Annotated in this window: 19 protein-coding genes; 6 read left to right on the top strand and 13 right to left on the bottom strand. The window is 69.7% G+C overall.

Features of this window, described 5'->3' with window-relative positions:
• Positions 1–351 precede the first annotated feature (351 nt).
• Positions 352–747 (top strand): STAS domain-containing protein, encoded by a 396-nt coding sequence (locus AB0K21_RS02710; RefSeq protein WP_364147273.1) that lies wholly within the window; start codon positions 352–354, stop codon positions 745–747.
• Positions 748–814: 67 nt separating this feature from the next.
• Here AB0K21_RS02710 and AB0K21_RS02705 read toward each other — a convergent pair whose 3' ends face one another.
• The 4 genes from AB0K21_RS02705 to AB0K21_RS02690 all read right to left on the bottom strand — a co-directional run bounded on the left by AB0K21_RS02705 (position 815) and on the right by AB0K21_RS02690 (position 4,260).
• The gene (locus AB0K21_RS02705) at positions 815–1,846 is read right to left on the bottom strand and encodes a LacI family DNA-binding transcriptional regulator (protein ID WP_364147270.1); all 1,032 of its coding nucleotides are present in this window, start codon (positions 1,844–1,846) and stop codon (positions 815–817) included.
• A 59-nt stretch (positions 1,847–1,905) separates the two neighbouring features.
• Positions 1,906–2,136, bottom strand: a complete 231-nt coding sequence (locus tag AB0K21_RS02700) for a hypothetical protein (protein WP_343981215.1) — start codon at positions 2,134–2,136, stop codon at positions 1,906–1,908.
• 111 nt (positions 2,137–2,247) lie between these two features.
• A complete protein-coding gene (locus AB0K21_RS02695; RefSeq protein WP_343981218.1) occupies positions 2,248–2,841 on the bottom strand; it encodes a DUF305 domain-containing protein in 594 nt (197 codons plus the stop codon).
• Between the two features lie 66 nt (positions 2,842–2,907).
• On the bottom strand, positions 2,908–4,260 hold the full coding sequence (locus tag AB0K21_RS02690; protein ID WP_364147267.1) for a DUF1996 domain-containing protein: 1,353 nt from the start codon (positions 4,258–4,260) through the stop codon (positions 2,908–2,910).
• A 324-nt stretch (positions 4,261–4,584) separates the two neighbouring features.
• On the opposite strand from AB0K21_RS02690, the gene AB0K21_RS02685 reads away from it, so the two are divergent.
• Positions 4,585–7,575 (top strand): discoidin domain-containing protein, encoded by a 2,991-nt coding sequence (locus AB0K21_RS02685; RefSeq protein ID WP_364147264.1) that lies wholly within the window; start codon positions 4,585–4,587, stop codon positions 7,573–7,575.
• 218 nt (positions 7,576–7,793) lie between these two features.
• On the top strand, positions 7,794–8,138 hold the full coding sequence (locus AB0K21_RS02680; protein ID WP_343981228.1) for a hypothetical protein: 345 nt from the start codon (positions 7,794–7,796) through the stop codon (positions 8,136–8,138).
• Positions 8,139–8,258: 120 nt separating this feature from the next.
• Here the strand turns inward: AB0K21_RS02680 and AB0K21_RS02675 are convergent, their stop codons facing one another.
• Entirely contained in the window at positions 8,259–8,588 is a 330-nt protein-coding gene (locus AB0K21_RS02675) for a hypothetical protein (protein WP_343981231.1), read from the bottom strand.
• 356 nt (positions 8,589–8,944) lie between these two features.
• Between AB0K21_RS02675 and AB0K21_RS02670 the strand changes: the two genes are divergently transcribed.
• Positions 8,945–9,898, top strand: coding sequence for a rubrerythrin family protein (locus AB0K21_RS02670; RefSeq protein ID WP_343981234.1), 954 nt, complete (start codon positions 8,945–8,947; stop codon positions 9,896–9,898).
• Positions 9,899–10,043: 145 nt separating this feature from the next.
• Positions 10,044–10,523, top strand: a complete 480-nt coding sequence (locus tag AB0K21_RS02665; RefSeq protein WP_343981237.1) for a DUF2231 domain-containing protein — start codon at positions 10,044–10,046, stop codon at positions 10,521–10,523.
• A 130-nt stretch (positions 10,524–10,653) separates the two neighbouring features.
• Here the strand turns inward: AB0K21_RS02665 and AB0K21_RS02660 are convergent, their stop codons facing one another.
• The 4 genes from AB0K21_RS02660 to AB0K21_RS02645 all read right to left on the bottom strand — a co-directional run bounded on the left by AB0K21_RS02660 (position 10,654) and on the right by AB0K21_RS02645 (position 15,461).
• A complete protein-coding gene (locus tag AB0K21_RS02660; RefSeq protein WP_364147259.1) occupies positions 10,654–11,313 on the bottom strand; it encodes an HNH endonuclease family protein in 660 nt (219 codons plus the stop codon).
• A gap of 93 nt (positions 11,314–11,406) precedes the next feature.
• Positions 11,407–12,345 (bottom strand): CPBP family intramembrane glutamic endopeptidase, encoded by a 939-nt coding sequence (locus AB0K21_RS02655; protein ID WP_364147256.1) that lies wholly within the window; start codon positions 12,343–12,345, stop codon positions 11,407–11,409.
• 179 nt (positions 12,346–12,524) lie between these two features.
• Positions 12,525–14,039, bottom strand: coding sequence for a serine/threonine-protein kinase (locus AB0K21_RS02650; protein WP_364147253.1), 1,515 nt, complete (start codon positions 14,037–14,039; stop codon positions 12,525–12,527).
• A 258-nt stretch (positions 14,040–14,297) separates the two neighbouring features.
• A complete protein-coding gene (locus tag AB0K21_RS02645; RefSeq protein ID WP_364147250.1) occupies positions 14,298–15,461 on the bottom strand; it encodes an acyl-CoA dehydrogenase family protein in 1,164 nt (387 codons plus the stop codon).
• Between the two features lie 163 nt (positions 15,462–15,624).
• Here AB0K21_RS02645 and AB0K21_RS02640 point away from each other — a divergent pair, with 163 nt between their 5' ends.
• On the top strand, positions 15,625–16,926 hold the full coding sequence (locus AB0K21_RS02640) for a UDP-glucose/GDP-mannose dehydrogenase family protein (RefSeq protein WP_343981327.1): 1,302 nt from the start codon (positions 15,625–15,627) through the stop codon (positions 16,924–16,926).
• A gap of 764 nt (positions 16,927–17,690) precedes the next feature.
• On the opposite strand, the gene AB0K21_RS02635 is transcribed toward AB0K21_RS02640, so the two are convergent.
• From AB0K21_RS02635 to AB0K21_RS02620, 4 genes are all read right to left on the bottom strand, one after another.
• Positions 17,691–17,927, bottom strand: coding sequence for a DUF397 domain-containing protein (locus AB0K21_RS02635; RefSeq protein WP_343981253.1), 237 nt, complete (start codon positions 17,925–17,927; stop codon positions 17,691–17,693).
• A gap of 394 nt (positions 17,928–18,321) precedes the next feature.
• A complete protein-coding gene (purE, locus tag AB0K21_RS02630; protein WP_343981256.1) occupies positions 18,322–18,825 on the bottom strand; it encodes a 5-(carboxyamino)imidazole ribonucleotide mutase in 504 nt (167 codons plus the stop codon).
• Between the two features lie 196 nt (positions 18,826–19,021).
• Positions 19,022–20,179: a 5-(carboxyamino)imidazole ribonucleotide synthase gene (locus tag AB0K21_RS02625; RefSeq protein WP_343981259.1), complete on the bottom strand. Its 1,158-nt coding sequence runs from the start codon at positions 20,177–20,179 to the stop codon at positions 19,022–19,024.
• Between the two features lie 171 nt (positions 20,180–20,350).
• Positions 20,351–21,295, bottom strand: a complete 945-nt coding sequence (locus AB0K21_RS02620) for a hypothetical protein (RefSeq protein ID WP_343981262.1) — start codon at positions 21,293–21,295, stop codon at positions 20,351–20,353.
• Between the last annotated feature and the right edge of the window lie 133 nt (positions 21,296–21,428).

Here is a 21,428-nt window from a genome sequence, read left to right as displayed (position 1 = left end):
CACCCCAGCTCAGAGCACCTTTCCCAGCCGAATCACCGCCCTCTTCGCCAACTCTCGCACCACCGTCCCAACCCTTTTCGAGCCCTCCGGCCGAGGGCCGGCACGCGCCACCCGCAAACTGTTTCCTCGAATAGCTGGCACATATACGGGTAGGCATCTACACTTCGCTTCGAAGCTACACGATCACGGAAAGCGATGGTTCGCACCGTTAGGGAGTATCGTGGCTTCAGATCGTCCATCCTTCTTCGCGCCGGGCAAGACGCGACCTGGAGGACGAGCTGAGGCCGGGCGTCAGAGTGACACTCCCCGGCCGGATACGTACATTCACGTGAGCCTGCAGGGAAGTGGGCGATGAACGCACTTCAACTCACGAGCGAACACGCGAGCGGCTTCGTGGTCATCACGGTGGTCGGCGAGCTCGACCTGGCCACCAGGCCGGAACTGTCCGACCGCGTACAGGAAGCCATCGACGCCTGCCACGGCACGGTCATCATCGACCTCTCCGGGGTCACCTTCATCGACGCCTGCGGCCTGAGCTCGCTGATCGGCATCAAGCGGTACGCACACGAGCACGACACCCCGCTGCTCCTGGCCGGAGCGCCACCCGTGGTCCTCAAGCTGCTGAAGCTCACCCATCTCGATGCCTCCTTCACGGTGATCTCCCGCTCGGAGACGATGGGCCCCCCGCCGAGCCGCCCCCAGCACGCACCGCCCGCCCAGGCGATCACCCCCCTCGCCGACCGGTAGGCGGCCCCGCCATACCGGCGGAGGCGGGCTACCACGGCCGCCTCCGCCGGTGTGGCGGTCTCCAGGGTCAGGCCGACTCCCTGACCACCAGGGTCGGTTCGAAGATCCGTGAGGTCACCGGGTGGTCCGGCCGCTCGATATGGGCCAGCAGCAGCCGTCCCATCTCGGCGGCCATGTCCTCGACGGGATGGCGGACCGTGGTGAGCGGCGGGCGGCAGACCAGCGCCGCACTGCTGTCGTCGAAGCCCACCATGGCCACGTCGTCGGGCACCCGGCGCCCGTGGTGGCGCAGCACCAGCAGGGCACCCTGGGCCATCAGGTCGTTGGCCGCGAAGACGCCGTCGATGTCGGGGTGCTCGGCGAGCAGCCGCTCCATCGCCGCCTCGCCACTGGCAAGCGTGAAGTTGCCCTCGACACAGGGAATGTAGGGATGGCCGTGGACGGCCATCGCCTCCTGGAAGCCCGCCAGGCGGTCCTGGCCGGCCGGGACGTCGAGCGGGCCGGAGATGGTCGCCAGCCGGCGGCAGCCCCGGGCGACGAGATGATCGGCGGCCAGCTTGCCCCCGGCCCGGTGCGCGACGTCGACGTAGCTGATCGGGATCGGCCTGACCGGCCTGGCGAAGAGCACGGTGGGCAGCGCGGCCTCGGCGAGCAGTCCGGGCAGCGTGTCCTCGGCACTGATGGATACCAGGATGGCCCCGTCGGCGTTGCCCTGGCGCAGGTAGGCGATGACCTGGTCGCGGCTCTCCGGGGTGTCGGCGAACATCAGGATCGGGTGGATGCCCAGCGGGCGCAGGAAACCGACGACGCCTCCGGCCACCCGCCCGAAGAACGGGTCGGCGAAGACATGGCCGGGGAACGGGTTCTCCTCGTCGCCGCCGGCCCCTGAGACGATCAGGGCGATCGCCCCCGTCCGCCGGGTGACCAGCGAGCGCGCCGCCTGGTTGGGCACGTAGCCGGTGCGGGCGATCGCCTGCCTGACCTTCTCCTGGATCGCGAGATCGACGTTGCGAATTCCGTTGATCACGCGCGAGACCGTGGCCCGGGAGACCCCCGCCGCCCGTGCCACATCCTCCAGTGTGGGGGGTGCCGACACCATCGCCTCTCCTTAAGCGTGGAGACCCCCGGCCTCAGCTGTGGGAGTACGTCGATAAGCTTTTATAGCACAACGAGAGAGCGCTCTCCCGAGGGCTTCCGCAGGGCCGGCGCCTGCTCACCGGCGAGCACCCCGACGCTCAACGGCAGGTCGGCGGCCGAGCGTCCGGCGAGCACCGCGAAGGCGCCCTCCTCGGTCCGCCAGGCCGTGGTGCTCGGCAGACCAGTGCTGGAAGGCCCGCGCCGGGATGTCCACCGCTTCTCCACCAGTCGGTCGAGCTCGTCGATGCTCACCTGGTTTCCCTTCGCTGTTGGAGATCACTTCCGGAGAGCGCTCTCCAATACGTCATGCCGCCGGCGCATGGTCAATGTCCGAAAACGGTGGCCCCGACGGCGGGGATCCGTTCAGCGGATGCCGTCGAGCAGGTCGCGCTGCGCGGCGCGGGTCCGCTCGACGGCGGCGGCCAGAGCCCTCGTCCCCTCGTCGGCACCCGCGGCCTGCTCGGAGCGGGCGACCGCGGCCGACTGGTCGAGGTGCTCGCGCAGGCGGTCGGCGAAGAGCCGGTCGAAGGCCGGGCCGGTGGCCTTCCTCAGCGCCGCCAGGTCGGCGGCGGTGGCCATACCCGGCATGTCATGCCCTTCGTGCACGTTCGTCGCGGGCAGCCCGGTACGTCCCAGCGTCTCCCTGAGGCGTTCGAGCTCGGCCAGATGGGCCTTCCTGATCCGGGCGGCCAGCCGCCGCACCGCCGGGTCGTGCCCGCGTTCGGCACCGAGGTCGAGCAGGGGCAGCGTCCGCTCGTCCATCGGGATCATCAACTGGAGCCACGCGGTGTCCGTGGTGTTGAAACCGGCCGCCGGCGTGGCGGCCGGGGCGGTGGAGACGATCGGGGCCGGGGATTCATGTCGGTGGCCCGGCGCGGCCGCCGGGGAGTGGGCACCGCAGCCTGCGACCGGGCCGGACACGAGGAGCAGGGTGAGAATCGCGCCGGCACGTCTCATCTGGGCCTTTCCTGTCAGGGGCGGGTGCCGGGCCCCGGCCGCCGGGCCGGGACCTGGCGTTCGCGGTCAGGGGAGCTCGAAGTTCTCCGTGAGGGCGGCGCCGCGGTGCGGCTTGTACAGGTCGTAGCCACGCGGGTTGCACTGGAGACCACCGTTGATGCAGTGGGTCACCAGTGCGTCGAGAATGGCGGGGCTGTCCCAGGCGTTGAAGAAGTCGTAGTGCCAGGTGTAGCCGCGGCCGCTGGCCAGCCGCGCCTGTGACAGGTCACCGCTCGCGGGGAAGGCGATCTTGAACTCCAGCATCGGCACCGCCACCGGGTGGCCGGCCGGGCAGTAGCCGTCGACGGGATAGGACATGTGGCTCTTGTGGTCGGGGCTGTCCAGGTTGACGCCGTCCCAGCAGCTCGGCGACTGGTAGCGGACGTTCACCTGGCTGCCCGCCACGCAGGAGGTCGGGATGTCCCAGCTGTGGGAGAGGTCGCCGCACTCGAAGCCCTCGACGGTGCCGGGAGAGTCGCGGAACTCCGCCAGCGTCGCGGTCGGGCTGCCGACGACGAAGCGCAGACCCTGCGGGAAGGGCTGCACCTGCCAGTAGTCGAGGATGCCGGACTTGTAGTAGATGACCTGGTCGCCGGTCGGCCGGACCAGCTGGTCGCCCTTGTAGAAGCTCGGGAACCAGTAGGCCGACCTGTCGTGCGGGTTGGTGCACGAGGTACCGCCGTCGAGGAGCGAGGAGGCCGTGCTGCTCGCGTTGGTCGTGTTGTTGCCGACGAAGGTGTGCATGTGCGAGGCGCCGGGCAGGCCGGGGTAGACGATCGGGTCGTCCGGCCGGTCCGCCGTCCAGGAGCAGTTGGCCTGGAACTCGTGGTGGGTCACCTCGTCGGTGAACGTCGGCTTCGGCCTCGGGGTGCTCCCGGCGCCGCCGGTGCCGTACACCTTGAACTCCCAGAGGGAGTAGCCGTATCCGGTGCCCCGGGCGGTGCCGTACATCCGCACGTAGCGGCCGGAGCCGGAGACAGCGAGGGTCTGGGTGCCGCCGGTGCCGGCGGTGGTGGAGTAGACGTCGGTCCACGGCGCCGCGCCGTTGCCGGAGACCTGGATCTTGAACGCCCTGCCGTAGGCGCCCTCCCAGTTGAGAACCACCTGGGAGACGGTCGCGGTGGCACCGAGGTCCACCTGGAGCCACTGCGGGTCGGCGGCGACGCTGGACCACCGGGTCCCGTCGCTGCCGTCGAAGGCGGCTCCGGCACCGTACCCGCCTCCCTCGGTGGAGGAGGCGGTCGCGGGCCGGCCCTGCGAGAGCAGGGCGTCCGCCGCGGCGGCCGGGGCGATGATCGCCAGACCGGCCGCGACCAGCGCGGTGAGCGTGGCGACGACCAGTCCCAGGCGGAGCCTGACCGGGCTTCGGGATGGGTGCATTGCCTCTCCTTCTGTGGGGGGTGGCCGTCGGAAACGGCGGCACGGAGAGCGCTCTCCTATGAGGTTGATCCCTTTTGTTGCGGATTGTCAAGGCGGGATGGCAGCCAACCCGAAGCCCGTCGTTCATGTTCGTGACACATGGAGTGCGTCCCCTGCGGCCCCCGAGAGGGCGTCTCGGCCGGGGGCAGGTTTCCGACGGCGCGTTTCGGGCTCACGCGAGGAAGGACCTTGACACCGCTCGATCTCCGGCAGCACCCTCGGTTACGGAGAGCGCTCTCCCCCCTGCCGTGTCGACGGCAGGCATCCCCTTTCTGAGGAGAGATCGTGCATCCAGCTCGTGGTTCGGGCCGATTCCGGTCAGCTCTGGTCATCGCCGCCCTCGCGGCCCTGGTCGTCTCCGGTCTGGCGCTCGTCAGTCCCGCGGCGGCGGCCGACACCCTGCTGTCACAGGGCAGGACGGCGACCGCCTCGTCGTCCGAGGGCGCCGCCTACGAGGCGGCGGCGGCGGTCGACGGCAACCTGACGGGCACCCGGTGGTCCAGCGCGTTCAGCGATCCGCAGTGGCTCCAGGTCGATCTCGGCGCCACAGCCACGATCAGCCGTGCCGTGCTGACCTGGGAGGCCGCGTACGGCAAGGCGTTCAAGCTCCAGGTCTCCGGCAACGGCACGTCCTGGACCGACGTCTACTCGACCACCACCGGCACCGGCGGCACCCAGACCCTGGACGTGACCGGCACCGGCCGCTACGTGCGGATGTACGGCACCGCCCGGGGCACCGGCTACGGCTACTCGCTCTGGGAGTTCCAGATCTACGGCAGCACCGGCGGCCCCGAGCAGCCCGGCACCTGGACCGAGGTGTGGAAGGACGACTTCGACGGAGCGGCCGGCACCTCCCCCTCGGCCGCCGACTGGATCCTGCGCACCGGCACCTCCTACCCCGGCGGCGCCGCGAACTGGGGCACCGGCGAGGTCGAGACCATGAGCGCCTCGACGGCCAACGTCTTCCTCGACGGCACCGGCAACCTGAACATCAAGGCGATCAAGGACGGCGCGGGCAACTGGACCTCGGGCCGGATCGAGACCCAGCGCACCGACTTCGAGCCCAGGCCCGGCGAGATGCTCAGGTTCAGCGCCCGGCTCAAGCAGCCCGACGTCGCGAACGCCCTCGGCTACTGGCCGGGCTTCCGGGCGACCGGCGCCGCCTACCGCGGCGACTACAACAACTGGCCCTCGGTCGGCGAGACCGACATCATGACCGGCGTCAACGGCCGCGACCAGCTGGCCAACACCCTGCACTGCGGCACCGCCCCCGACGGGGTGTGCAACGAGTACAACGGCCGCACCAGCGGTTTCGCCACCTGCGACGGCTGCCAGAGCGGCTACCACGAGTACACCCAGGTCGTCGACCGCACCAGGACCGACGAGGAGATCCGCTTCTACCTCGACGGCAGGCAGACCTGGGTCGTGCGCCAGAGCCAGGTCGGCGTCGCCGCCTGGAAGGCCGCCCTGCACCACGGCTTCTACCTCCGCCTCGACCTGGCCATCGGCGGCTCGCTGCCCAACGCGCTCGCGGGCGTCACCACACCGACCGCCGCCACCACCTCGGGCGGCGTGCTGAGTGTTGACCGGGTCTCGGTCTCCAGGCAGACCGGCACCGTCCCCGCCGCCATGACCGACCCGGCGACCCCGGCCGGCCCGAGCACGGTCAGGGTGACCGGCTCGCAGGGCAACTGGCAGCTCCAGGTGAACGGTTCGCCGTATGTGATCAAGGGCCTGACCTACGGCCCGCCGCAGGCCGCGGCCGACGGCTACATGCGCGACCTCGCGGCCATGGGCGTCAACACGATCCGTACCTGGGGCGTCGACGACACCCACACCCCGGCCCTGCTGGATCGGGCCGCCCGGCAGGGCATCAAGGTCATCGTCGGGCACTGGCTCAACCAGGGCGCCGACTACGTCAACGACACCGCGTACAAGACCAGCGTGAAGAACGAGATCGTCGCCCGGGTCAACGCCCTCAAGGGCCGCCAGGGCGTGCTCATGTGGGACGTCGGCAACGAGGTCATCCTCACCATGCAGGACCACGGCCTGCCGGCCGACGTGGTCGAGCAGCGACGGGTGGCGTACGCCAAGTTCGTCAACGAGGTGGCGGAGGCGATCCACGCCGCCGACCCCGGCCACCCGGTCACCTCCACCGACGCCTACACCCACGCCTGGACCTACTACAGGGCCCACTCCCCCGCCCTCGACCTGCTCGCGGTCAACTCCTACGGCGCCATCCACACGGTCAGGCAGGACTGGGTCAGCGGCGGGTACACCAAGCCGTACATCGTCACCGAGGCGGGACCGGACGGCGAGTGGGAGGTTCCAAACGACGTCAACGGCGTGCCCGACGAGCCGACCGACCTGCGGAAGCGGGATCAGTACACCGCCAGCTGGAACGCGATCAAGGGCCACACCGGCGTCGCGCTCGGTGCCACCGAGTTCCATTACGGCCTGGAGAACGACTTCGGCGGGGTGTGGCTCAACACCACCACCGGCGGCTGGCGCCGGCACGGCTACCACGCCCTCAAGGCGGCCTACACCGGGCAGCCCTCGGCGAACACGCCCCCGGAGATCACCTCGATGACCGTCGGCTCGCAGACCGCGGTCCAGGCCGGCAAGCCCTTCACCGTCGAGGTCGCCGCCTCCGACCCGGACAACGACCTGATCCGTCACAACCTGATGTTCAGCGACAAGCACGTCAACGGCAACCGCGGCTTCCACCACGTCAGGTTCACCCAGACCGGCCCCGGCAGGTTCTCGGTGACCGCGCCGGAGCGGATGGGCGTGTGGAAGGTGTACGTGTACGCCTTCGACGGGCACGGCAACGTCGGCATCGAGCAACGTTCCTTCCGCGTGGTCCCGCCGGCGGTCGCCGGAACCAACGTGGCGCTCGGCAAGCCGACCACCGCCTCCAGCTACCAGGCGACCGGTGACGGCGGCCCGTTCACCCCCGGCCGGGCGACCGACGGCGACTTCTCGACCCGCTGGGCCAGCGAGTGGGCCGACCCGCAGTGGATCCAGGTGGACCTCGGCGCGACCACCGCCATCAGGCACGTCCGACTCGGCTGGGAGGACGCGTACGGCAAGGCGTACCAGATCCAGACCTCGGCCAACGGCTCGACCTGGAGCAACGCCTACTCGACCACGACCGGCGACGGCGGGTTCGACTCCATCGACCTCACCGCGTCGGCCAGATACGTCCGGGTGAACCTCACCCAGCGCGGCACCGCGTACGGCCACTCCCTCTGGGAGTTCGGCGTCTACAGCTAGCCCACCCACGGGCAGGAGGCACCCCCGCCTCCTGCCCGCCGGCGAGGCACGGCGGGTTCGGCGGACGACTCAAGGGTGATTTCGGTGCCGTTCACCAGATCGGCTCAATGGGGGATTCGTCGGCCGATCACCGCCGACCGGCGGTGGATATGCTGGCCGTGTCGGGAAGATCGGCGCCCGATATTCGAGATGACCTTGCCGGTTACAGGGAGTGACTAATGGCACGCTCGGTGGCTGTCGCCTGGACAGGAGCGGTTGTCGCCGCCCTCCTGCTGACCGGTTGCTCCTCGGACCAGCTGGGCGATCGCGGTGGGAAGGAGAACGCGGCGCCTGACAGGGTCGGCGACGTCGACTACATCGAGGTCTTCCGCAACGCCGACAACTTCCCCAACGTCGCCCGGATCTGTGTCGAGGGCCTGGCCTTCGCCAGCACGTCGAGCGGGGCACGCGGCGAGAGCGGTGTCGCCAACCCGGCACTGCTCCGCATCCCCGAGTGGGACGCCAAGTGCGCCGAGTACTCGAAAACCCCTCCGTCGCCCAAGCCGAGTTCCTCCCCGGGCTGACCCGGGATCCGTCACGCGACTCTGACCCGCCGACCGGTCGTGACGGGCACGCTCGCCGGGAAACCCGCGCGGCCCCGCCGCTCTCGGCGGGTGAACAGGCGCCGGCGACCGGGCGCGGCCCTACGAGGTCTGTTCCTGCCGCTCGTCACCGGTGTCGAAGTAGGTGCTGAGATACTCCTCCGGTTCGAGATCGCTGTCCCGGAGGAGGGAGAAGACCTCCGTGCCCGGCTCGATCACGTCGTCTGACAGCCGGTACGCCTGCGCCAGTCCCAGATACTCGAACGCGGTACCGGTGGCGTACCTCGCGGCCTCGCGCTCCGCCATGACAATGGCCTCGTCGAACGAACCGGCCCTCCACAGGGTGACCCGTTCCTCGTAGGTGTCGTGTGGCGCCCCCCAGCGGAAAACACATCGAACCGCGTACCAGCCGGTGTCAGGCATCTCGATCACACCGTAATGATGCCGGATAACGGGCATCATTCGATCTTCGGCGGAACAGCGGGCGGCCGACTCCTCCCGCCCGCCCCGCACCGGAGAAGTTCACCCCCCGGCACTCCTCACCTGTCTGGAAGCCGCCCTGGGCCGGACCGGCGCCCAGACCCGCACCGTGGGCCCTGAATCGGTACGGGAACGCGGCCGACCTCTGTATCCGGGGACATCCGGGGGCACAGGACATGCTTTACGTTGACCGCATAAGCATTACGCAGTTATGCCGCGATGGGTCGTTATCGATCACTTCACCAGGTTAGATACTCGATGAAGGCCAGCAGATGTCCACGCACACTCCGACTGGCGGAGGTCGAGGCATGATCCCCTTCCCGGTACGCGCGCTCATGACCGGCGCGTTCACGATCGCACTGAGCACTCCCGTAAGCGGCGCGCTCGCCGCCTCGGCCGTACCGGCGGGCACCTCCGCCGGCACGGTGGACGCACCGAGCCCGCAAACCCGCGCGGACCTGGCGCAGTCGATGCGGGGTGAGGCGTTCGCCAACGCCTCCTACCGGCTCTACGCGGCGCAGGCCCAGCGGGAGGGGCTGCCGTCGGTGGCCCGTCTGTTCGAGCGCACGGCCGATGTGGAGCTGGGCGAGCATTTCAAGGAGGGGGCCGCCCTGAGCGGCCTGGTGGGCGACGACGCCGCGAACCTGCGTACCGCGATGGCCGGTGAGACGTACGAGTCCCAGAAGTTGTATCCCGGGTTCGCGCGGCAGGCCAGGGCCGACGGTGAAAGCACGGCGGCCACCCTCTTCTCCGAGATCTCCCGTGACGAAGGGGGGCACGCGCGGGCGTTCGGCACCGCGCTGCGCGCCGTCGAATCCGGCCAGGGAAACGTCCCCGCACCGCCGAAGGCCAAGCCGGTGCAGGTCCCGCAGGGTCCGCCGAAAGTCCACGCGCAGCAGACCAAGACCAACCTGGACACGGCCATGCACGGTGAGGCACTCGCGTACGCCAAGTACCAGCAGTACGCCGAGCACTCCAAGAACCCGGCCGTGGCGAAGCTGTTCCGGGGCAGCGCCGATGTGGAACTGCACGAGCACTTCGCCGACACGGCAGACATGGCCGGGTTTGTCGGGACGACCCGCGCCAACCTGACCAAGGCCATCGCCGGCGAGCGGTACGAGTCCCAGACCATGTACCCGACCTTCGCCAAACGCGCCAAGGCGGCGGGCGACAACCAGGCGGCCGCGCTCTTCTCGAACAACGCCGAAGACGAGGCCGGGCACGCCCGCGCCTTCCAGCAGGCGCTGGACCGGCTGCCCTGAGCGGGCCGTGACCGGCTTGCCCGAGGGGGCACAGGACTGTCCGGGCGATGCCGTACGCGTACACGCCGTCACTGCTCCCGGCCTCGCCGCCTTCTCCCCAGCCGCGATCACCCGTGCTTCGGGCCGGGCAAGACAGGGAGCGAACATGTTCTTCGGTCTACCTCTGCATCCACTGGTCGTCCACGCCGTCGTGGTGTGCGTGCCGCTCGCGGCGCTCGGCACGATCCTGATGGCGTTCTGGCCGGCCGCGGCACGCCGGTTGTGGCCGGCGGTGCTGTTCGTCGCCACCATCGCACTGGCCGCCGTGCCGCTGTCGACCAGCAGCGGCGAGACGCTTGAGGAGAAGGTCGGAGAGAGCGCGCTCGTCGAAGCCCACGCGGAGCAGAGCGAGCAGGTGCTGCCGTTCGTCATCGTGCTCTGGCTCGCGACCCTGGGTATCTCCCTGAGGGCCCGTCTCATGGGACACAGCGCGCGGTCGCGTACGGAGCGCACCGGCCCCCGATCGCGGTGGCATGCCGTAACGGTGGTCGCCCTGGCGGCCCTCGCCCTGATCGGCGGCGTCGTAGGCACCATCGAGGTGGTGCGTGCCGGCCACAGTGGCGCCCAGGCCGTCTGGACCAAGTAACCGAAGATGGCGTGACCGGCCTCGGGGAGCGGGTTCACGGTCGAGTGCGGGATGTACTCCCGGCAGAACTCCCCTGGCATCTTCACGACGTGCTCCAGGCGGAGTTCCGTCCAAGGATCACCGGCAAACGCTAGCTTCGGCAGGTGCGGAGCATGTTGAGCAGGGCCACCTTCTCCTTGCGGGTCACGAAGAGCCGGTAGTGGCGCTTCACGGTGATCCATGAGGTCGCGTACCGGCACCAGTGGGCGCGGCGTTGCGGGCGCCAGCCCTGCGGGCCTTTGCCGCCTTTGGCGATGTTGGCGGAGTGGCTGACGGTGAGCAGTTCGGGGCGGATCAGGTCGTTGGCGAAGGCGCGCCGCTTGGCCTGGCTCCATCGTTTGGCGCCCGAGCGCCAGGCATAGGCGAGCGGCACCACGTGGTCGACGTCCACGTACTTCTCGCTCTTCAGCCACTTGCCGTCGTACGGGCTGTACCAGAGCCCCTTGACCGGGTGGCAGGCCGCGTTGCGGCGTACGTTCCGCCCGTCGCGGGCCAGGACCAGCTCCCGCGTGCTGCACCTGCCCTTGCGGTGCGCCGATCGGGGCTGGAACCGCTCGCGGCTGTAGCCCCGGATGGACAGGGGCCTGGCGACCTTGAGCTGAGCCAGCATGCGCCGGGCGAGGGCCGTGGCCTCTGCCGATGATCGCTCGCGCGGTTCGGCCGCCGCCTGCGGGGTGGCGAGGGCGGAGGTGATCGGGGTGAGTACGAGGGTGAGTACGGCGACGTGGGCTGTCCGCCTCAGGAAGATCATGGCTTTACCTATACCCGACGACGGCCCCGGCCCCCGGCAGCCGGCGGAAGCGGCCGGACCCGGCCGGGGCGCCGACGCACTGCGACATGTCGTTCAGCTCTGACGGGCGACCTCCGGTACGGGTTCCTCGGTTTCCTCGGTCGGACGGTAGCCGAGGCGGCCACGGGTCGCGGCGAGCACCACGATCGCCGCCGTGGTGCCCGCCAGCAGGGTGACCTGGGACGCCTGCTCGGCGGTGGCGATCGACGGGAACATGTCCGCGTAGCCGATCGACATGAAGTTGTTGACGCCGATGTGTAGCAGCATGACCAGCGGCAGGCTCTGGCCGGTCCGGTTGAACACCCAGGTGACGATCACGCTGAAGACGCAGCAGAAGGCGACGAACTCACCGACCCTCATCCAGGTGACGTCCGGCCACCCGCCCCACTCGCTCAGGAACAGCGGCATGTGCCAGAGGCCCCACAGCGGGCCGAGGACGAGGGTGCCGCCCAGCGGGCCGAACCTGCGCTGCATGCGGGGCAGCGCGAAGTCACGCCAGCCGGGCTCCTCCGCCAGACCGGTGGTGACCATCTGGATCAGCAGGCTCGGCAGGTAGGCCGCCAGCACGGCGACAGGCGGCAGGTGGATGTCGCCCTCGGACACCGCGAGACCGGTGACGATGATGACGGCGGGAACGCCGACGAGGGTCACGAGGTACCAGACCCGGCCGACCCGCCACTTCGTCATCCGCCCGACCCAGCGACGGACACCTTCCCTGCCGTCCGCGACCGCGGTCACGATGAACGCGGCGAGGATGGGTCCGAGATAAGCGCCGGGGAGAACGCCGGCGAACTGCGTGGTGCCGAGCAGCGAGGGGAACGTGAAGTCCCACACCCCCAGGCCGGTCGCCGAGAGAATGTAGGGGACCCAGGCGACCCAGCTCATCAGGTTGGCCAGGACGAAGAAACTGATCAGTGGACGGCTACGGATGAAACCCCGGAACCCGTTCCGACTCGGATATCGCCCGACACTCGGCCGGCTGTTGACTGCCATTTCATCTTCCCCTTGGCGGAGCTTGACTGACAGTGATCAGCACACCAGGGGCGGGCCCTCCCGGTCGTTCCCGCGTACACCCCAACGGGGGTACAGCCAGGGGTACCGAGGGGAGAACGTGCAGCTCAGAGCGTTGGCCAGGAGAGGGCGAGCAGGCCGTACGGGCCAGAAAACGGTCTTCAGCCGTGCCCGCGACCTGATGTTCCTCTGCTCTGTACGGCCCGCAGCGTGAGCATGCCGCCCAGCAGCATGAGCCAGGCACCGAGCGTGAACCTGGTGAGCAGGAGAACCACGATCATCAGGACCTTGAAGGTACGCCCCGTCGGCCCCGGCATCAGGTCCACGAAGTGACCGACGGTCTCCACCGACATCAGCAGGCCGCCGATCCCGCCGAGCACCGCGACGAAGGCGTTCAGCCGCCACAGCAGGAGTGCGGCCGCCGCGACCACCACGCCCAGCAGGACGGCGGGGACGATCGCGACCAGCACCTCGGGCAGGTCGTCCTCGGCGCCCAGGACGAGCCCCCAGAACAGGAAGAGCAGTGCCAGCGGGATCACGAGCGCCATGCTGATCGCCGAGGCCACACTGTGCCGCCACACCGCCGCGCAGAAGGCGGGAACCACCGGGATCAGGCAGCCCATGCTGACCATGATCCACACAGGCAGGCTCAGCAGGTACCTGTGGCCCTCGAAGACCCACCCCGCGAGGAAGTCCAGCCCCTGGGCGAACAGGGTCAGTGCGAGCAGGGTCATCAGGACCAGCGCCACCACGGAGGCGACCGGCTGCGGGGCATGGGAGTGAGCCCGGCTCCCCGTTGCCTGCGATCCCGGGCCGGGCAGCAGCAACGTCCCGGACCGCGGGGGCGCCGGGCGGTCCGGCGCGGGCCACGATCCGGCCGCGGCCCCCGGCCCCTGCCTTGTCAGCAGGCCCAGCAACTCCTCGGTGCCGGGCCGGGCCGCCGGGTCCTTGGCCAGGCAGCGCGCGAGCAGCGGCCGCAACCCCTCCGGCACCCCGGACAGATTTGGCTCGGTGGTCAGGATGGCGTGCATCAGGGCGGGCATCGTGTCCCCCGTGAACGCCTGCTGCCCGGTGGCCGCGAACACCATCGTGCCGGCCCAGCTGAACAGGTCCGCCGCCGGCCCGACCACCCCCGCGAACTGCTCGGGCGCCATGAACGCGGGCGTCCCCATCACACTGCTGGTGGCGGTCTGGTCCAGCGCCCTGGCGATCCCGAAGTCGATCACGACCGGCCCCTCGGCCCCCATGATCACATTGCTCGGTTTGAAGTCCCGGTGCACGATCCCGGCCCGGTGGATGGCGGCCAGCGCGGTCAAGGTGGTCACCGCCAGCCGTTCCAGCCCGCTGCCGAACCGCACCCCCTCGCCTCTCACCAGCCGCTCCAGCGAGGGCCCGGCGACGAACTCGCTCACGATGTACGGTCGGCCGTCGGCGACCCCGACGTCCAGCACCCGAGCCGTGCAGAACGGCGCCACCCGCCGCGCCGCCTCCGCTTCCCGGATGAACCGCCGATGCGTCTCCGCATCCTCCATCCGCGCGTGCAGCACCTTCACCGCGACCTTCGCCCCGGCGGCGTCCTGCCCCAGATACACCGACCCCTGCCCGCCTCGGCCGAGTACACCGCTCAGCCGGAAGGCGTTGATCTGACCCGGATCTGCAGACGCGAGAGGCAGCACGAAATGACCTTAGTGCGCCTTACACTTCCCCACCAGCGCCGCCGGTGAGGCGCCGTCATGGGCGGGATCATGCCTGAAACCAGCCGCAGGAGCGCCGTGCCGGCCGGGCACTCCCGGCGCGCCGGTGCTCTTCATCGACGAGCGCGTGTTCCGGCCGCGCGCCGTCTCTCCCGGAACAGTGATCGTTCAGCGTCGAAGCCAGGAGACGGCGAACCCCACCCCCGAAGAGATGGAGGCGGGGTTCGTGCACTTCAGGGCTTACTTCAGCAGCTGGCGGGCCATCACCATGCGCTGGATCTGGTTGGTGCCCTCGTAGATCTGGGTGATCTTGGCGTCGCGCATCATGCGCTCGACCGGGTAGTCGCTGGTGTAGCCGTACCCGCCGAGGAGCTGGACGGCGTCGGTGGTGATCTCCATGGCGGCGTCGGAGGCGGCGCACTTGGCCGCGCTGGAGATGAAGGTGAGGTCGGCCTGCGGCTCACCGTGCATGGCACGCTCGGACTTGGCAGCGGCGACGTAGGTGAGCTGGCGGGCGGCCTCCAGCTTCATGGCCATGTCGGCGACCATGAACTGGACGCCCTGGAAGTCGGCGACGGCCTTGCCGAACTGCTTGCGCTCCTTGATGTAGCCGATCGCGTAGTCCAGCGCGCCCTGGGCGATGCCGAGCGCCTGGGCGGCGATGGTGATGCGGGTGTGGTCCAGGGTGGCCAGGGCGGTCTTGAAACCGGTGCCGGGGGCGCCGATCATCCTCCAGGCGGGAATCCGCACGTTCTCCAGGATGACCTGGCGGGTCGGAGAGCCCTTGATGCCGAGCTTGCGCTCCTTGGCCCCGAAACTGACGCCCTCGTCGGCCTTCTCCACGACGAACGCGGAGATGCCCCTGGCTCCGACGCCCGGCTCGGTGACGGCCATCACCGTGTAGTACTCCGACACGCCGGCGTTGGTGATCCACATCTTGGCGCCGTTGAGCACGTAGTGGTCGCCGTCCGCGACCGCGCGGGTCTTCATGGCGGCGGCGTCGCTGCCCGCCTCCGCCTCCGACAGGGCGTACGAGAACATCCCGTCACCCCGCGCGACCGGCGGAAGATACTGCTGCTTGAGCTCCTCGGAGGCCGACAGCAGCAACGGGACGGTCCCGAGCTTGTTGACGGCGGGGATCAGCGAGGACGAGGCGCAGGCCCGCGCCACCTCCTCGATGACGATGACCGTCGCGAGCGCGTCGGCACCGGCGCCGCCGTACTCCTCGGGAACGTGCACGGCGTGCAGGTCCGCCGCGACGAGCGCCTTGTAGGCGTCCGAGGGGAACTCCCCGGCCTCGTCGACCTCCGCGGCATGAGGGGCGATCTTCTCGTCGGCGAGGGCGCGGACCGTCTCGCGGAGCATCTGGTGCTCCTCGGGCAGTGCGTAGAGAGGGTAGCTCATAGGGAAATAGTAGGACGTCCAACAAACACTGGAGCGCTCCACCTCATGTGGTATGCCCTCCCGCGTTTATGCAGGTGGCAAAGTGGAAGTGCCAGATGCCGATACTCTGGCGGCAAATAATCGGGCAGAACCGAAAGGAGCACCAGTGGCCTACCGCCTGACCATGGTGGGAACCGGATACCTCGGTGCGACGACGTCCGCCTGCATGGCCGAGCTGGGCTTCGAAGTCCTCAGCCTCGACGTGGACGCGGAGAAGATCGGCCGCCTACAGGCCGGTGACCTGCCCATCTACGAACCAGGCCTGCAAGAGGTGCTGCGGCGCAACCTGGCCAACGGGCGACTGCGCTTCACCACCTCGTACGAGGAGGCCGCGGCCTTCGGAGACGTGCACTTCCTGTGCCTGGGCACCCCCCAGAAGCCGGGAGAGTACGCGGCGGACGTGTCCTACCTGGACGCCGCGATCGAGTCGCTGGCCCCTCACCTGACGCGCGAGTGCCTGGTCGTCGGCAAGTCCACGGTCCCGGTCGGCACCGCCCAGCGCCTGGCCGACAAGCTGGCACGGCTGGCCCCCATCGGCGCGGGCGCCGAGCTGGCGTGGAACCCCGAGTTCCTCCGCGAGGGCTTCGCGGTGAAGGACACCCTGCACCCCGACCGGATCGTGCTCGGCGTCGCCTCCGACCGGGCGGAGAAGGTCATGCGGGAGGTGTACGCCTCCATGCTGGAGATGGGCACCCCGATGGTGATCACCGACTACCCCACGGCCGAGCTGGTCAAGGTGGCCGCCAACGCCTTCCTCGCCACGAAGATCTCCTTCATCAACGCGATGGCCGAGGTCTGCGAGGCCGCGCACGCCGACGTCAAGCAACTCTCCCTGGCGCTCTCCTTCGACGACCGCATCGGCGGCAAGTTCCTCAACCCCGGGCTGGGCTTCGGCGGCGGCTGCCTGCCCAAGGACATCCGCGCTTTCATGGCCCGCGCCGGGGAGCTCGGTGCCGACCAGGCGCTGACCTTCCTGCGCGAGGTGGACGCGATCAACATGCGCCGCCGGGCCCGCATGGTCGACCTGGCCCGCGAGCTGGCCGGGGGCTCCTTCCGCAACTGCACCGTCGCCGTGCTCGGCGCCGCGTTCAAACCCAACTCCGACGACATCCGCGACTCCCCGGCCCTGGACGTCGCCGTCAAGATCAGTGAGCAGGGCGGCCAGGTCACCGTCTACGACCCCGTCGCCCAGGAGAACGCCCGCCGGGCCCATCCCCGGCTCTCCTACGGCACCTCCGCCCTGGAGGCGGCCAGGGACGCCCATGTGGTGCTGCTGCTGACCGAGTGGCAGGAGTTCATCACCATGGATCCCGAGGAGCTGGGCTCCGTGGTGGCCTCCCGCAAGATCGTCGACGGCCGCAACGCTCTCGACGCCGAAACCTGGCGAGCCGCAGGCTGGCACTACCGCGCCCTCGGCCGCCCCTGACGTACCCGTCGCCTCTTCCGTCACGGCCCCCGCTCCGCGATACGCGGAGCGGGCCGTGGCGACATCCCGACGGCCGGCCGGAGCACCATGCGGGACGAGCTCCCCACATCCCGGCATTCGATGCCGCAGGTGGACGAGTGTGAAGCCGGAACGGCGGAGGATCTTCAGGATGGGCGGACGACGTGAACCGCCTCCGAACACGACAACGGGTTCCCGGCACGTGCCGGGAACCCGTTCGAACGCGCGTTGACCGCTCGGGAGCCTCACCACCACCACCAGTCCCAGTAACGCCTGCGCCAGCGGCGGTGCCAGCGGCGGCGCCTCCAGCCGCAGCATTCGGGCCGATCCCCTCCAGGAAAGATCATGTTGAAGTTCATAACCCCTCCTCATGCCAATCCTGCTAATCCCCCAACAATCACCATATACGCCATATCCACACAAACTCACAAAAACACTCCTAATTTAGTATAAGAATGCTTTTGGGGAATATTGTATTTTCAACAACGCCCGGCCGATCTCACGCGCATGGCCGATCCCACCGGCTCGGCTGGTCGAATGTTCACCCAGGCCGGGGCAGGGAGTCCGGGTTCCGGGAGGGACAGGTCGGGGCTCCTCCTTCAAGGCTGGGAAAGGAGCAGGGCCAGGCCGCACAGACCAGAAAGGCCGGACGGGCCTCCATGCAGGCACCGACCGCCTCGGGAAGGCGATGGACCACCGAACGGAAAGACCCCCGTCTCGGACGGGGGTCTTCGAGCCTGGCTCCGTCAGTTGTCGAACTCGCCGAGCTTCACGCCACCGACGAAGGCGTCCCACTCCGACTGGGTGAAGAACAACTTCGGCCCGTCGGGGTTCTTGGAGTCGCGCAACACGTACAGGGGACCGGCACCGGCCTTGTGCCCCTCGTCGAGACCGTCCACCACGGCCACCTCGACGCAGTCCCCGCCGACGTCGTCGCCCGGAGCCGCCCTGCGCCAGACGGCGTTGCTCAGGTCCGCTTCCATGTCGTCATCCCCTTCGCTCTGAGGCCGCCGATCGCCCGTACGGGCGGATCGCTCCGTAAGGCTCGCACGTCTCGTCATGCCCTGGGGATGGTCTGTGACGTGCCCTCCACAAATACAGTACCCGGGCCGCCTTTGACGCCCGCAATGACAGAGGCGTCGAACGGACTCATGGCTAATGCGCGGATACGGAGCTTACGTCAGAGCCGGCGGGCCGGTGGCTCTCGCCGGCGCCCAGGCTTCCGAACACCGCCAGTATGGCCGTCGTGATCCCGAGGAGGGCGCGGATCGCGTTCCTCATGATTCTCAACCTCCAAAGTCTCTGTCGATTCCCCCCTTCCCTACGAGTCCTCGTATATCCCCGATACCACCAAGCTATCGGGCAAAGATGGCGATATCAGGCGCCGAGCTGGGCGACCTCGGCGCGGAGCCTGGCGCCCTTGGCGTGGGCCTGCTCAGCCAGAGCGAGCTGGAACGCCTCCATCTTCGCCCGCAGTTCCTCGTCGGCGGCGGCGAGGATCCGGACGGCCAGCAGGCCGGCGTTGCGGGCGCCGCCGATGGCGACCGTCGCGACCGGGACACCGGCGGGCATCTGGACTATCGAGAGCAGGGAGTCCATGCCGTCGAGGTATTTCAGCGGGACCGGCACGCCGATCACCGGCAGCGGGGTCACCGAGGCGAGCATGCCCGGCAGGTGCGCGGCTCCCCCGGCACCCGCGATGATCACCTTCAGCCCGCGCCCGGCCGCCTGCGCGCCGTAGGCGATCATCTCCTCGGGCATCCGGTGCGCGGAGACCACGTCGGCCTCGAACTCCACCCCGAACTCGGCCAGCGCCTCGGCGGCGAGCCTCATCACCGGCCAGTCGGAGTCGCTGCCCATGACGATGCCGACGGTGGTCATGTTCTCTCCCTATGCCTCGCGGCCGACCGGCCGCGCGTTCGCGATGGTGCCGTGCTCCGCCCCGGGGCGGCGGCTTTCTGTGCTGCCAGAGCCTTGGGCGGCCTCGAAGCCCTCGCGGGCCCGGGGCCTTCCGGCGATGATCCCGGCGCGGCGGCCGACGACGAGGTGTCCTTGAGGAACAGCCCGGCCTGCCGGCTCAGGTGTATCTTCCCTCGGTGAGGTAGACGGCGGCGTGCCGGGCGCGCGCGCGGACCTCTTCCAGGTCGGTGCCGAGCGCGGTGACATGGCCGATCTTGCGCCCCGGCCGCACCTCCTTGCCGTAGAAGTGAATCTTGATCCCCGGGTCATGGGCCATCACGTGCTCGTACCGGGAGAAGATGTCGGAGTCGTCACCGCCCAGGAGGTTGGCCATCACCACGACGGGGGCGGCCGGCGCGGGTGAGCCGAGCGGGAGGTCGAGGACCGCGCGCAGATGCTGCTCGTACTGGGAGGTGCGGGCCCCCTCGATCGTCCAGTGGCCGCTGTTGTGCGGGCGCATGGCCAGCTCGTTGACCACCAGGCCCGAGGAGGTGGCGAACATCTCCACGGCCAGCAGCCCGGTCACGCCCAGTTCCTTGGCGATGTTCAGGGCGATCCGCTGGGCCACCGCGGCCTGCTCGGGATCGAGGCCGGGTGCGGGGGCCAGGACCTCGACGCAGATGCCGTCACGCTGGACGGTCTCCACCACCGGGTAGCTGACGCCCTGGCCGTGCGGCGACCGGGCGACCAGCACGGCGAGCTCCCGCTCGAACGGCACGAACCCCTCGGCCATCAGCGGCACCCCGGAGGCCAGGGGCTCGGCCGCGTCATCCGCGGAGCGGCAGATCCAGACGCCACGCCCGTCGTAACCGCCCCTGATCGCCTTGAGCACGACCGGCCAGCCGTTCTCCGCGGCGAACTCCTCGATGTCGGCGGCCGTCTCGACCCGCCGCCACGGCGGGCACGGGGCGCCGATCCCGGTCAGCCGCTCGCGCATCACCGCCTTGTCCTGGGCGTGTACGAGCGCGTCGGCGCCGGGATGCACGACGAAGCCGTCCTCGACCAGGGCACGGATGTGCTCGGTGGGCACGTGCTCGTGGTCGAAGGTGACCGCGTCGCACCCCTTGACGAAATCGCGCAGGTCCGCCAGGGACCGGTAGTCGCCCAGGCGTACGTCGGCGATCACGCGGGCGGCGCTCTCGTCTGACGAGTTGGCCAGGACCCGAAGCTCGACGCCCAGGGCGATGGCCGCCTGCTGGGTCATCCGGGCCAGCTGGCCCGCTCCGATCACGCCGACGACGGGTCCGATGGGACTGGCCAAGGAAGGGCTGCTCACGGGGGTTAAGTTTACCGGCACACGGCACGGGGGCAGGGACCGGGAGCGGCCGGTGGGAGGCTCTCGGCCGATCCCGGCAACCGCTCCCGGTGCGGCGACAGGCCGTCGTGAAGGCGGCTCGCCCGCCAGGGGCCCCGGCAGGGCCCCCGTCGTGGGGTCCGTCCGCGGCTCTCAGCTCGCCGTGAGGGTGGCGAGGCCGCGGCGGAGGCCGGCCGTGGTGAGCCTGGCACCCGTACCGGCGATCTCGGTGGCGACGAGCGCGATCTCGGTCCCGGTCAGCTCGGCCGCCCTGGCACGGCCGGTGAAGCCACGCAGGTCGGCCTTGCCGTAGATCGGGTGGGCCAGGGAGGATCGGCCGGAACGGGACCGCTGCCGGTATTCGATCTCCAGAGCGTGGATGACCAGCGCGCCGCCGTCGGGCAGTCGCAGTGCGCGCTGCGGGCCGACGAGCAGGCGGACGTCCGCGGTGAGCCGGTCGGGCCGTACCTTCTGCGGGCGCCTGACCAACTCGTCGAAGAGGCCGCGTACCGGGTCGTCCTTGGGGAAGGTCACCCCGCTCACCCCCGCGGGGTCGGTCAGGTAGGTCAGATAGCGCTGCGGGACGAGACGGGCCCTGACCCCCATGGCGGGATCGTCGGTGGGCACCGCCCCCTCGGTCGGCTCGCGGACCTCGCCCCGTATCGGGATGGGGCCCGCGCCGAGCCGCCACTCGCCCCCCTCATGGACGAACAGGAAGTAGGCCGGGTCGGGCTCGCGGGCCAGGGCGACGAACCAGCGGTCGGTGCCGGCGGTGCCGGGCAGGTAGAACTCCGCCTCGGTGTAGGACTTCCTGGCGGGGGCTGGGCGGCCGTTCCGGGTCGCCTCACAGGCACGACCGCCCAGCGCATGCTCCGCCCAGGTGGTGAGCCTGCCGACGGCCGCGCAGTCCCGGTCACGCCAGGCGTCGTCAAGCCTTCTCAGCAGCGTGAAGGCCTGGATCGCCTCCGCGAGCTCCACCCCGGCGGACGTCTCGCGCGACGGGTCGGCCTCGGGGGCGGCGCCTTGAGCGTCTCTCTTCGCGCCGCAACCGGTCATCATCGACAGACCAAGAATCAGAGCGAGGAGTCGGCGGCGCAAGGGTTGATCCCCGGGGTAGTGGCCGTCGCGTACGGCAGTCCGTCAGGACCGATCACGGTTCTCCAGCGGCATTCCGTGATCTACCGGATTAGCGTAACGTCGGATGAGCCGATTTAACCGGCGTTATGCGATA

The organism is Streptosporangium sp. NPDC049248 (genome assembly GCF_040678965.1).
GTDB classification, from domain to species: domain Bacteria; phylum Actinomycetota; class Actinomycetes; order Streptosporangiales; family Streptosporangiaceae; genus Streptosporangium; species Streptosporangium fukuiense.
This window is presented reverse-complemented; position numbering and strand designations above follow the sequence as displayed.

What these genes read in the sequence shown, in the direction of transcription:
- AB0K21_RS02710 (WP_364147273.1), top strand. Translation starts at nt 352, where the DNA reads ATGAACGCACTTCAACTCACGAGCGAACACGCGAGCGGCTTCGTGGTC.
- AB0K21_RS02705 (WP_364147270.1), bottom strand. Translation starts at nt 1,846, where the DNA reads ATGGTGTCGGCACCCCCCACACTGGAGGATGTGGCACGGGCGGCGGGG.
- AB0K21_RS02695 (WP_343981218.1), bottom strand. Translation starts at nt 2,841, where the DNA reads ATGAGACGTGCCGGCGCGATTCTCACCCTGCTCCTCGTGTCCGGCCCG.
- AB0K21_RS02690 (WP_364147267.1), bottom strand. Translation starts at nt 4,260, where the DNA reads ATGCACCCATCCCGAAGCCCGGTCAGGCTCCGCCTGGGACTGGTCGTC.
- AB0K21_RS02680 (WP_343981228.1), top strand. Translation starts at nt 7,794, where the DNA reads ATGGCACGCTCGGTGGCTGTCGCCTGGACAGGAGCGGTTGTCGCCGCC.
- AB0K21_RS02670 (WP_343981234.1), top strand. Translation starts at nt 8,945, where the DNA reads ATGATCCCCTTCCCGGTACGCGCGCTCATGACCGGCGCGTTCACGATC.
- AB0K21_RS02665 (WP_343981237.1), top strand. Translation starts at nt 10,044, where the DNA reads ATGTTCTTCGGTCTACCTCTGCATCCACTGGTCGTCCACGCCGTCGTG.
- AB0K21_RS02660 (WP_364147259.1), bottom strand. Translation starts at nt 11,313, where the DNA reads ATGATCTTCCTGAGGCGGACAGCCCACGTCGCCGTACTCACCCTCGTA.
- AB0K21_RS02655 (WP_364147256.1), bottom strand. Translation starts at nt 12,345, where the DNA reads ATGGCAGTCAACAGCCGGCCGAGTGTCGGGCGATATCCGAGTCGGAAC.
- AB0K21_RS02645 (WP_364147250.1), bottom strand. Translation starts at nt 15,461, where the DNA reads ATGAGCTACCCTCTCTACGCACTGCCCGAGGAGCACCAGATGCTCCGC.
- AB0K21_RS02640 (WP_343981327.1), top strand. Translation starts at nt 15,625, where the DNA reads ATGGTGGGAACCGGATACCTCGGTGCGACGACGTCCGCCTGCATGGCC.
- AB0K21_RS02635 (WP_343981253.1), bottom strand. Translation starts at nt 17,927, where the DNA reads ATGGAAGCGGACCTGAGCAACGCCGTCTGGCGCAGGGCGGCTCCGGGC.
- purE (WP_343981256.1), bottom strand. Translation starts at nt 18,825, where the DNA reads ATGACCACCGTCGGCATCGTCATGGGCAGCGACTCCGACTGGCCGGTG.